This window comes from Bacillus sp. K7 (assembly GCF_053903245.1).
The window spans coordinates 823805-835824 of the sequence record NZ_CP096406.1; the positions used below are offsets into that span (position 1 = coordinate 823805).

Sequence of the window (12020 nt, forward strand, 5' to 3'; positions counted from 1 at the left end):
ATAGAAAAGAGTATGCGCGGGGGTGGGGAGATGGCTTCAATAGACAGGTTTCAAATAGTGAAGGAGCCTGAGCTGGAAATCATTGAACACTGGTTCCGGAATGAGGAGACCAGACGGAGAATGGATGGGATGCTGCCTTTAGACGTGTGGTATGCACGAGTGAATGAAGATGAAAACGATTCTGTCATTATGGCATATGACGGGCAGCTGCCAGCGGGGATGGTCGTTATGGAGTTCGTGGAGGAACGGGCGTATATTGGATTGATCGTCAATCCTTTGTATCGGCTTCAAGGGTACGGAAAACAGATATTAAAAAAACTGCTAGGTGACCCTGATTTTACTAGAGTGCGGGAATGGGCTGCATGCATTGAAGAAGACAATCGAATCAGTTTGGCTTGCTTTCAAGGAGCGGGATTTACGTTGGAAGACACGGAACCTGATGAAGATGGCTTTCTCACGTTGATTTTGCGCATCTGACTTTATAAAAAAACAAAAGGAGGGCTTTTTGCCCTCCTTCATGTCAGTTCGGATCACTGACTTTGATCAGCTGTTTGCCTTTATTTTCTCCTTTAAATAAGCCGAGAAACGCGTCAGGAATGTTTTTGAAGCCTTCTGTGACGGTTTCCTCGTAATGGAGCTTTCCATCCTTCAGCCATTCGGCCAGCTGTTTTGCTCCTTCAGGAAAACGATCAGAGTAGTCGCTTACGATAAATCCTTGCATCAGCGACTTCGTTTTGATGAGTTTCGATTGGACGCGAGGGCCCATGTCATCTGCTTCACTTTCCGCGTTGTAGGAAGAAATGGCGCCGCACACCGGAATACGGGCAAATTCGTTGAGCAGGTTCATGACCGCATCTGAAATTGGGCCGCCAACGTTGTCGAAATACACATCGACACCGTTAGGACAAGCGTTTTCAAGCGCTTTCTGGATATCATCCACTGTTTTGTAATTGATGGCTTCGTCAAACTGCAGCTCCTGTTTTAAATAGGCGATTTTTTCATCAGAGCCCGCGATGCCGACGACTCGCGCGCCTTTGATTTTGGCAATTTGTCCAACCGTTGAACCGACGGCTCCCGCAGCCCCGGAGACGACCACGGTTTCGCCTTCTTTCGGGCGCCCGATGTCCAGCAGTCCAAAATATGCCGTTAAGCCGGTCATTCCCAAAATGCCGAGATAGGCCGAAGCGGGAGCGAGGCTTGTATCAATTTTTCGCAAGGCAGACTCGCTCACAGCGGAAAATTCCTGCCAGACGAGGTTTCCGATAACGATATCACCTTTTTTCAGATGCTCGCCGTCTGACACGACTTCAGCGATCACCCCGCCAGAGAGTGCTTCATCCAAGGCGAAAGGTTCAACATATGATTTCGTATCCTGCATACGGCCGCGCATATAAGGGTCAACGGATACATAAAGTGTTCTCACTAACACTTCCCCTTGCTTCGGCTCGGGAACCTGAATGGTTTCAAAGCGAAAGTCTTCATGAACGGGAACACCTTGCGGACGTCTTGCTAATTGAATTTGCTGTTGAGATGCTGTCATTTTCATCCTCCTATTACTATTACTTGATTGACACCACTGTAACATGGAGAGGTGAAGAAATACAAAAGGTAAGTCGGCATACAAAAAAGGAGAGGGGTTCCTCTCCTTTTTATGTCGCCCGTAATTTCGGGCACAGTCCGGTCGGCAGGCACATGGGCTTCTGGTCGATCGGACTTCTCATGATGCAGCATTCCAAGCCGAAGACTTCACGGAAAAACGGCTGGGTAAACACGTCTTCCGGTGTTCCGGCATTATAAATTTTTCCGTCCAGCACACTGATCAGATAGTCCGCATATTGAGCGGCTTGATTTAAATCATGGAGCACCATCACAACGGTGCGGCCATGATCGCGATTCAGCTTTTTCAGCAGCTCAAGCACTTCAATCTGGTGTGATATGTCTAGATACGTGGTCGGTTCATCAAGCAAAAGCAAATCAGTGCCTTGAGCAAGCGCCATGGAAATCCATGCTCTTTGTCTTTGGCCGCCTGAGAGGGCATCCAGTGTCCGCTCTTTCAGCTCCGTCATTCCTGTCGCTTCCAGCGCCCACTCTACCATATCGTGATCCTCTTGGGTATGCTTGGATAACAGCTTTTTATGAGGATGTCTGCCGAAATAGCATAATTCCTCTACCGTCAATCCTTCAGGCGCCTGGGGCGATTGAGGAAGTATGGCAAGCTTTTTTGCGACTTCTTTTGACGGCTGGCGGTGTATATCTTTTCCTTCTAATAGAACCGTACCGCTTTTCGGAGACATCAATCTGGCGAGCGATTTGAGGATTGTTGATTTCCCGCAGCCATTGGCGCCGATAAGCGCAGTGATTTTTCCTTCTTCTATTTGTAAGTCGACTCCGTCTATAATCACTGTGCTGTCATATGAAAGAGTGAGCTGGTCCGCAGCCAGTTTTCCCATGGTATCCTCTCCCTACTGTTTCCTCGCTTCGAATTTCAATAGATATAAGAAATAAGGCGCGCCGATCACGGCTGTCAAGATTCCCGCCGGTATTTCAACCGGAGGCATGATGCTGCGCCCTAACGTATCCGCAATTAATAAAATAATAGCACCAATCAATGCCGATGCAGGCAGTAAATATTTAGCTTTTTCTCCAGTAAGACGTCTGGCGATATGCGGAGCAAGCAAACCGATAAAACCGATTGAACCGACGGCGGCTACACAGCTTCCCGCCAGGGCCACCGCGGTGAAAATCAGAATGAATCTCAGCCGGTTGGCGTTTTCGCCGAGTCCCTGTGCAAGCTCATCACCGAGTGACATAAGATCCAGCTTCGGTATGAGAATGCAGACGATCGGCAAAAGAATCAATAGCCATGGCGCAAGCAGCTTAATTTCTTCCCAATTTCTCCCCCAGAGGCTGCCTGTCAGCCAAATGAGTGCGGCATTCACGTCGCCCGGAAACTTGACCATCATAAATTGCATCCCTGCGTGGCAAACAGCGCCTAAAGCGATGCCTGATAAAGCCAATGAAGAGGGCTGAATGCTTTTTTTGCGGGCTATTATTAACAATAGTACAGCAATAATGGCTGCTCCGGCAAACGCGGAGAACGGAAGCACGTACACCGGCGATTCAGGAAAGATGAGAATCACCGCCATCGCCGCAAGCCCGGAGCCTTTTGAAATGCCGACTACGTCCGGAGAAGCGAGCGGATTGCGGATGACGCCCTGCAAAATCGCTCCGGCCGCGGCAAGCCCGGAACCGGCCAAAATCGCTAATAGTATCCGTGGAAGGCGGTATTGTTGGATGATGAATGCAAAGGAATGATCCAGTCCCAGCAAATTCGCCACCACCGCATCCGGTGAAATGTATAACGCACCAAAGCCGATGCTGATGATAGACAGAACGATCAGAAGCACGGCTAATATGAGTATCGCCAGCAAGGGGCGTTTTTGTTTTCTGGTTGTTTTCATCATTTCAGATTTCGCCCTTTCCTTGCCAAATATAAGAAGAATGGTGTTCCGATAATCGCCGTGACGATGCCGACCGGTGATTCATAAGGAAAGGCAATCCATCTGGCCAGAACATCGGCGTACACCAGCAAAATGGCACCGAACAGCGCTGAAAACGGAAGGACGTATTGATAATGCTCTCCGATCAGCTTGCGGACAATATGGGGTATGAGCAGTCCGACAAACCCGATCGGTCCGGCGACGGCTACGGAAGCGCCGGAAAGAATGAAAATGATAAAACTGATCAGAATCCGGATACCGTTCATATGTTGCCCAAGCCCTTTTGCCGTTTCGTCCCCGAGACCGAGAACAGAAATAGAACCGGAAAACACGAGGGCAAGCCCGATGCCGATGACAGAAAACGGAGCGATGGTCATGACATCCTGCCAATTGCTTCCGTCTATCGCGCCTGTCATCCAGTACAGCACATCCTCTCCCGACTCATTTAAAATAATGATGGCCTGTGTCATGGAGGAGAGGAACAAATGCACCGCCATCCCCGACAGCGCCAGCTTGACAGGTGTCATTCCGCCGGATGAGGCAATCGTATACACAATCGCGCCGCCTGCAGCCGCACCCGCAAAAGCGAATACAACGGAGGAATAGGGCGATGCCGGCAGAATGACGAGAGCAGCAACAACAAAAAGCGACGCACCCGCATTCACACCGAAGATTTGAGGTGAAGCCAAAGGGTTTCTGGTCATGGCCTGCATCAGCGCCCCTGCTACGGCCAGGCTGGCACCAACGAACACGCCGATTAATGTGCGGGGAAGGCGAAGAGTAGAGATGATCAGCTGTTCCTTTGACCCATCCCATACAAAAAGATATTTCAATGAATCTATGATGCCAATGTCTGAGGCTCCTACTGAAAGATTCAGCCCAAGACCAAATATCAAAAGAATAAGTGCGATGAAGAACATCACCAGTCTTGATGATGAGCGCCGTTTGGCTGAATGATACAACAGTCTCACTTCCTTACTGCGTCTGGTTGCAAAAACGAAGAAGCAAGGATTTCCCCTCGCTTCTCATTTGTCCTACTTATTGTACACTTTTTTTAGCACGTCCTTGGCGCTTGTTTCACTAGACTTGATGCCTCTGAATCTTGTCCAAGTGTCACGGTCCGCATCATAGACTTGTCCGTTTTTCACCGCTTCGAGATTTTTCCAGAGCGGGTTCTTTTTCCACTCGTCTACAATGGTCTTGCCGTCGTTGGCTGAGATAAACAAAATATCCGGATCGATTTTGCTTAATTGCTCAAGGCTGACCTCTTGATAGGCGTTATCCGACTTCACAGCGTGTGCAAAGCCAAGCATTTTAAAGATTTCTCCGTCATAGGATGATGATGTATGAAGCTGGAAAGAATCTGCTCTTGCCACCCCGAGAAGGATGCTGCGGCTTTCATCTTTTGGTAGCTCCGCTTTTAGACCGTCGATGACTTTGTTGTGCTCGGCGAGCTTTTCTTTTCCTTCATCTTCTTTATTTAATGCTTTGGCAATGGTTGTAAAGCTGTCGATCGTCTCGTCATAAGTCGCTTCCCGGCTTTTTAATTCAATCGTCGGGGCGATTTGTTTCAGCTGTTTATAAATGTTTTTATGGCGCTCAGCGTCGGCGATAATGAGATCAGGCTTCAGTGAGCTGATGACCTCAAGATTCGGCTCGCTGCGTGTGCCGACAGATGTATAGTCAATGGAGCTGCCGACCAGCTTTTTAATCATATCTTTTTTGTTGTCATCGGCGATGCCCACCGGCGTAATGCCGAGATTGTAGACAGCATCCAAGAATGAAAGCTCAAGGACAACCACTCGTTTCGGTGTGCCGCTTACAGTCGTTTTTCCTTCTTCGTGCTGGATCACTCTGGAATCCTTAGACTTGCTTTCGCTGCTTCCGCTGTTATTCTTGCTGGATGAACAGCCCGATATCATCAAGCAGGCGATCAATAATATACTCATGATGGCTATCAACTTGTTAGAATAGGTGCGCATGTCATTCTTCCTTTTTAAAATTTTGTAATGAGAATCATTATCACATGTAAACACTATAATAGGATAGCTTGCCATGTCAATCTTTTTTAAATAAAGAAAGCTGTGGTTTTACAGCTTTTTCATGAAAGCATCATCAGACACAAATAAATGGTATTCAGCGTTGCCGTGCCTGCGGGATAGAAAGGCATCTGCATTGGCTTTAGAGGTTTCAAGCATATCAGAATTGACAGTTGGAAGGAGAGCGCCGAGATAGCTGGATAATTTCTTTTCTATTTCTTCTGGGATAGCAAATTCAATGTCGCCGATATTCATAATGATCGAGAATACAAAGTCGATATCGATTTGAAATGTTTCCTCAGCAAAGACCGCAAGCTCGTGAATTCCTGGCGAACAGCCGGCCCGCTGATGGAAAATCTGTTTCACTAAATCACTCACAACCCATGCATTGTATTGCTGTTCTGGTGAAAAGTATTGCATTAGACATACCTCCTGCTCGTACGGATAAAGACAGCCATTCATGATCGTTAGCTCCGTGCAGCGGTTTCTCATCGATTTTGACTTTTCTGAAATTTTTTGCCTCCTATCACTTTACCATGGGCGGAAAAGAAATGGCTACTACCATTCTTCCTGTTTTTCTCCTCAATGTTCTGGAATCTGTTTTATCAAAATGCGATCGGGTATGAAAGAAATATAGAAAACATGAAGGAGGAATATTGACATGAAACCAGTTGTAAAAGAGTATACAAACGATGAACAGCTCATGAAAGATGTGGAAGAGTTACAGCAAATGGGTGTCGCGAAAGAGGATGTATACGTCTTAGCTCACGACGATGATAGAACGGAACGGCTGGCAGACAACACGAATGCCAACACGATCGGAGCCAAAGAAACGGGTCTCAAGCACGCGGTAGGAAACATGTTTAATAAAAAAGGGGACGAGCTCCGCAATCAAATTCATGAAATCGGCTTTTCAGAAGATGAGGCCGCTCAATTTGAGAAACGCTTAGATGAAGGAAAAGTGCTTCTCTTTGTGACAGATAATGAAAAAGTGAAATCCTGGGCTTAATGCAGAGATATAACCCAAAAGGCAACTTTGGCCTTTTGGGTTTTTTGCGGCCTTTGCGGTCTTTGCGGTGTATGTTTGCTGAATGCCGCAATCAGGCAGAGGAACATTTTCGGTTCTGCGTGTCCCTCCATTTGATATTATAACGTTGTGAGAAATTGGTATAAAATCTCACAAAATAGAAAATGGAGGTTCATAGAGAATGAAAAAAGTGATGTTAGCTACGGCCCTATTGTTAGGGTTGACTCCAGCTGGCGCGAATGCGGCGGATTTAGGCCATCAGACGTTACGGTCAAATGATGGCTGGGGCGCGTACTCGACGGGCACGACAGGCGGATCAAAAGCATCGTCGTCGAACGTGTATACCGTCAGCAACAGAAACCAACTTGTCTCTGCATTAGGCAAGGACACCAATACAACGCCAAAAATCATTTATATCAAGGGAACGATTGATATGAATGTCGATGACAATCTGAAACCGCTTGACGCAGATGATTATGCAGATCCAAAGTACGACTTGAACAAATATTTAAAAGCTTATGATCCAAGCACATGGGGCAAAAAAGAGCCATCCGGCACACTGGAAGAAGCCAGAGAACGTTCTCAAAAAAACCAAAAAGCACGAGTGCTGGTTGACATTCCTGCGAATACAACGATTGTCGGTTCAGGGTCAAATGCCAAAATCGTGGGCGGAAACTTCCAAATCAAGAGTGATAATGTCATTATCCGCAACATCGAATTCCAGGATGCTTATGACTATTTTCCGCAATGGGACCCGACTGACGGGAGCTCAGGAAACTGGAACTCACAATATGACAACATCACAATCAATGGCGGCACGCATATATGGATAGACCATTGCACATTTAATGACGGATCCCGTCCTGACAGCACATCGCCAAAGTATTTCGGCAGAAAATATCAGCACCATGACGGCCAAACCGATGTTTCTAACGGTGCCAACTATATCACGATGTCTTACAATTATTATCACGACCATGATAAAAGCTCCATTTTCGGATCAAGCGACAGCAAAACCTCCGATGATGGCAAATTAAAAGTTACGCTTCACCATAACCGCTACAAAAATATCGTTCAGCGCGCACCAAGAGTCCGTTTCGGGCAAGTGCACGTATACAACAACTATTATGAAGGCAGCAAAAGCTCCTCCGGCTATGCTTTCAGTTATGCGTGGGGGATCGGCAAGTCATCTAAAATCTATGCTCAAAACAATGTCATTGACGTACCGGGACTGTCAGCTGAGAAAACAATCAGCGTGTTTAAGGGCGGGACGGCTTTATATGACTCAGGCACACTGTTGAATGGCACGCAGATCAGCGCATCAGCTGCAAATGGGCTCAGTTCCTCTGTCGGCTGGAAACCGTCTCTGCACGGCACAATTGATGCTTCCGCGAATGTGAAGTCGAATGTTATGTCTCAAGCGGGTGCGGGTAAACTAAATTAAGAAATGAAAAAAACACAAAGGGCTGCTCACCTTTGTGTTTTTTAATTAATTAAATTATTTATTAACTTAGTTAAGGAGTAAAATGGGAAAGGGGATTAGAAAACAAGGATATAGGAGGAGACCTATTTATGGCTTCAGAAAAAGACGCAGGAAAACAGTCAGCAGTAAAACTTGTACCATTGCTTATTACTGTCGCTGTGGGACTAATCATCTGGTTTATTCCCGCTCCGTCCGGACTTGAACCTAAAGCTTGGCATTTGTTTGCGATCTTTGTCGCGACAATTATCGGCTTTATCTCCAAGCCCTTGCCAATGGGTGCAATCGCAATTTTTGCATTGGCGGTTACTGCACTAACTGGAACACTTTCAATTGAGGATACATTAAGCGGATTCGGGAATAAAACCATCTGGCTGATCGTCATCGCATTCTTTATTTCCCGGGGATTTATCAAAACCGGGCTCGGTGCGAGGATTTCGTATGTATTCGTTCAGAAATTCGGAAAAAAAACCCTTGGTCTTTCTTATTCACTGCTGTTCAGTGATTTAATACTTTCACCTGCTATTCCAAGTAATACGGCGCGTGCAGGAGGCATTATCTTTCCTATTATCAGATCATTATCCGAAACATTCGGATCAAGCCCGGCAAATGGAACAGAGAGAAAAATCGGCGCATTCTTATTAAAAACCGGTTTTCAGGGGAATCTGATCACATCTGCTATGTTCTTAACAGCGATGGCAGCGAACCCGCTGATTGCCAAGCTGGCCCATGATGTCGCAGGGGTGGACTTAACATGGACAAGCTGGGCAATTGCCGCGATTGTGCCGGGGCTTGTCAGCTTAATCCTTACGCCGCTTGTGATTTACAAGCTGTATCCGCCGGAAATCAAAGAAACACCGGATGCAGCGAAAATCGCCACAGAAAAACTAAAAGAAATGGGACCGTTCAAAAAGTCAGAGCTTTCCATGGTGATCGTGTTTCTATTGGTGCTAGTGCTGTGGATTTTTGGCGGCAGCTTCAAAATCGACGCAACGACAACCGCATTGATCGGTTTGGCTGTTCTCTTATTATCACAGGTTCTGACGTGGGATGATATTAAGAAAGAACAGGGCGCTTGGGATACGCTCACTTGGTTTGCGGCGCTAGTCATGCTGGCCAACTTCTTGAATGAGTTAGGCATGGTGTCTTGGTTCAGTAACGCCATGAAATCATCCGTATCAGGATTCTCTTGGATTGTGGCGTTTTTAATCTTAATTGTTGTGTATTTCTACTCTCATTATTTCTTTGCAAGTGCGACAGCCCACATCAGCGCGATGTATTCAGCATTTTTGGCTGTGATCGTGGCCGCGGGCGCACCTCCGCTTTTAGCGGCGCTGAGCCTCGCGTTCTTCAGCAACCTGTTCGGATCAACGACTCACTACGGTGCTGGAGCGGCTCCGGTCTTCTTCGGAGCAGGCTACGTTCCGCAAAGCAAATGGTGGTCCATCGGATTTATCCTGTCAATCGTCCATATTGTTGTATGGCTTGTGATCGGCGGATTATGGTGGAAAGTATTGGGGATATGGTAGAGAGAAAAAGGCAGACCGAGGTCTGCCTTTTTTATGTTTATAAAACAGACGGCCAACTTATCTGTAAAAATAGCTAACCCTTTCACAAGAAAATGAATGTTGAAAAATGAGATAATGGCCTCTAAAAATGGTATGATCTAGATAGAAAGGACGGCTGGTGCTGTGGTGAAAAAGCGGTTCCATTTTTCCCTGCAAACAAAAATAATGGGGCTGATTGCGGCTCTGCTTGTTTTTGTCATTGGTGTGCTGACCATTACGTTAGCCGTTCAGCATACACAGGAAGAACGGAAACAGGCAGAGCAGCTGGCGGTTCAGACGGCGAGAACCATTTCCTACATGCCGCCGGCTAAAGAGCTCATTGTGAGTAAAGAGGGGCATGCAGCTGAGACGCAAGAGGTCATTGAACAAATGAAAGAACAGACGGGCGCGTATGCCATTTATGTGCTGGACAAAAAAGGGGACATTCGAAGCACCTCTGGAAAAAGCGGCCAAAAGAAGCTGGAGCGCAGCAGAGAAATGTTGTTTGGCGGCTCGCATGTTTCTGAAACAAAAGCGGATGGGCGAAGAGTGATCAGAGGAAGCGCGCCGATTATGTTAGAGCAGAAGGGATACAGCCAAGTCATTGGCAGCGTGTCTGTTGATTTTCTGCAAACGGAGACAGAGCAAAGCATCCAAAAGCATCTGAGCAATTTGAGTGTGATCGCTGTGCTTGTGCTGCTGCTCGGATTTACCGGTGCCGCCGCGCTGGCGAAAAGCATCAGAAAGGATACGCTCGGCCTTGAGCCGCATGAGATCGCCGCTCTTTATCGGGAGAGGAACGCCATGCTTTTCGCGATTCGAGAGGGGATCATTGCCACCAATCGTGAAGGCTCCGTCACCATGATGAACGTGTCGGCGGCTGAGATGCTGAAGCTTCCCGAGCCTGTGATCAAACTCCCTATTGATGACGTGATGCCGGGCGCCGGGCTGAAAAGTGCGCTTACACAAGGAGACATGCTTCCGAACCAGGAAGTATGTGTTAACGGCCAAGTTTTTATTCTCAATACGAAAGTGATGGCTCAAGGCGGGCAGGCGTATGGGATTGTCGCCACCTTCCGGGAGAAAACAGAGCTGAAAAAGCTGATCGACAAACTGACAGAGGTTCGCAAATATTCAGAGGATCTCAGGGCGCAGACCCATGAATTTTCAAATAAGCTTTACGCGATCTTAGGGCTGCTTGAGCTTGGGGAGTATGATGAAGCGATCGATCTGATTAAAGAGGAGTACGCGATACAGAATGAACAGCATGATATTTTATTCCAACATATCCATTCACAGCAGGTGCAGGCGATATTGCTGGGGAAAATGGGCAAAGCTTCGGAAAAAAAGATCAAGCTGTCTATTGATGAGAACAGCTCGCTCGGACCTCTTCCTGCACATATCGGCTTGTCCCATCTCATTACGATGATTGGCAACTTAATTGATAACGCTTTCGAAGCTGTAGCGGATCAAAGCGTGAGGGAGGTATTGTTTTTCATCACCGATATGGGCCGTGACATTGTCATCGAAGTATCAGACACAGGGCCCGGTGTGCCGCCCGATAAGACGGAAGCTGTGTTTGAAAGAGGCTATTCATCAAAGGGGATGAAGAGAGGCTACGGCCTGGCCAATGTCAAAGAATCAGTGCGTGAACTGGGCGGCTGGATTGAACTGGCGAATCAAAAAAGTGGCGGTGCGGTATTCACTGTGTTTATACCGAAGGAGAAACAAAGGGGGAATCCGTTTGATTCACATCGCGATTGCGGAGGATGACTTTCGGGTTGCGCAAATCCACGAGAGATTGATTGAACAGCTTGATGGATTCAAGATGATCGGCAAGGCGGCCAACGCTAAAGAAACAATGGCGCTTTTGGAAAAACAGAATGCTGATTTGCTTTTGCTGGATATTTATATGCCGGACGAGCTTGGGACCACATTGATTCCCGAGATACGAAGCCGATTTCCTGAAGTGGATATTATGGTCATCACAGCGGCAACAGAAACCCGTCATTTACAGGAAGCGCTCAGGGCAGGGGTTGCCCACTATTTGATCAAACCCGTAACGGCTGACAGGTTCAGACAGGTGCTGAATCAATATAAGGAAAAAAGGAAGCTGCTTTTGTCTCAGCCGGAGGTCAGCCAATCCATGATCGATCATATTTTCGGGAACGGCATGAAATCATCATTGTCGGCAGAGGACTTGCCGACAGGCATTCATTCGATTACACTGCGAAAAATTAAGGAAGCGCTTCGAACTGCGTCAGAAGGATTGACAGCGGAAGAGCTTGGAGAAAAAATGGGGGCGTCACGAACAACTGCCCGCCGTTATGCCGAGTACCTTGTGTCAACGGAAGAGGCGAGAGCAGAGCTTGAATACGGGATTATCGGCAGGCCGGAGAGAAAATATTATGTGGCGGCTGACTAGAT

General features: G+C 47.2%; 12 protein-coding genes. 6 read left to right on the forward strand and 6 right to left on the reverse strand.

Annotated features, from left to right (window positions below):
- The first annotated feature begins 30 nt into the window (after positions 1-30).
- Entirely contained in the window at positions 31-477 is a 447-nt protein-coding gene (locus tag M1D98_RS04045) for a GNAT family N-acetyltransferase (RefSeq protein ID WP_268551149.1), read from the forward strand.
- 43 nt (positions 478-520) lie between these two features.
- On the opposite strand, the gene M1D98_RS04050 is transcribed toward M1D98_RS04045, so the two are convergent.
- The 6 genes from M1D98_RS04050 to M1D98_RS04075 all read right to left on the reverse strand — a co-directional run bounded on the left by M1D98_RS04050 (position 521) and on the right by M1D98_RS04075 (position 5959).
- Positions 521-1540: an NADP-dependent oxidoreductase gene (locus M1D98_RS04050; RefSeq protein WP_456280032.1), complete on the reverse strand. Its 1020-nt coding sequence runs from the start codon at positions 1538-1540 to the stop codon at positions 521-523.
- A gap of 109 nt (positions 1541-1649) precedes the next feature.
- Positions 1650-2450, reverse strand: coding sequence for a Fe(3+)-citrate ABC transporter ATP-binding protein YfmF (yfmF, locus tag M1D98_RS04055; RefSeq protein ID WP_268523318.1), 801 nt, complete (start codon positions 2448-2450; stop codon positions 1650-1652).
- Positions 2451-2462: 12 nt separating this feature from the next.
- Positions 2463-3464: a Fe(3+)-citrate ABC transporter permease YfmE gene (gene yfmE / locus M1D98_RS04060; protein ID WP_010330328.1), complete on the reverse strand. Its 1002-nt coding sequence runs from the start codon at positions 3462-3464 to the stop codon at positions 2463-2465.
- Positions 3461-4462, reverse strand: coding sequence for a Fe(3+) dicitrate ABC transporter permease FecD (gene fecD / locus M1D98_RS04065; protein WP_268559099.1), 1002 nt, complete (start codon positions 4460-4462; stop codon positions 3461-3463). The genes yfmE and fecD overlap by 4 nt, the downstream gene beginning before the upstream one ends.
- A 72-nt stretch (positions 4463-4534) precedes the next feature.
- Positions 4535-5482, reverse strand: coding sequence for an ABC transporter substrate-binding protein (locus tag M1D98_RS04070; protein WP_456280033.1), 948 nt, complete (start codon positions 5480-5482; stop codon positions 4535-4537).
- Between the two features lie 108 nt (positions 5483-5590).
- Complete coding sequence (locus M1D98_RS04075) at positions 5591-5959, reverse strand: DUF3212 family protein (RefSeq protein ID WP_268551145.1); 369 nt, start codon at positions 5957-5959, stop codon at positions 5591-5593.
- Between the two features lie 241 nt (positions 5960-6200).
- Between M1D98_RS04075 and M1D98_RS04080 the strand changes: the two genes are divergently transcribed.
- The 5 genes from M1D98_RS04080 (at position 6201) to M1D98_RS04100 (ending at position 12018) form a co-directional block, all read left to right on the forward strand.
- Positions 6201-6548, forward strand: a complete 348-nt coding sequence (locus M1D98_RS04080) for a general stress protein (RefSeq protein ID WP_010330324.1) — start codon at positions 6201-6203, stop codon at positions 6546-6548.
- 199 nt (positions 6549-6747) lie between these two features.
- Positions 6748-8010, forward strand: coding sequence for a pectate lyase family protein (locus M1D98_RS04085; protein ID WP_010330323.1), 1263 nt, complete (start codon positions 6748-6750; stop codon positions 8008-8010).
- Between the two features lie 128 nt (positions 8011-8138).
- Positions 8139-9575: an anion permease gene (locus tag M1D98_RS04090; RefSeq protein ID WP_010330322.1), complete on the forward strand. Its 1437-nt coding sequence runs from the start codon at positions 8139-8141 to the stop codon at positions 9573-9575.
- Between the two features lie 162 nt (positions 9576-9737).
- Entirely contained in the window at positions 9738-11366 is a 1629-nt protein-coding gene (locus M1D98_RS04095) for a sensor histidine kinase (RefSeq protein WP_268559101.1), read from the forward strand.
- A complete protein-coding gene (locus M1D98_RS04100; RefSeq protein ID WP_121642129.1) occupies positions 11338-12018 on the forward strand; it encodes a response regulator in 681 nt (226 codons plus the stop codon). Before M1D98_RS04095 ends, M1D98_RS04100 begins: the two co-directional genes overlap by 29 nt.
- Positions 12019-12020 lie beyond the last annotated feature (2 nt).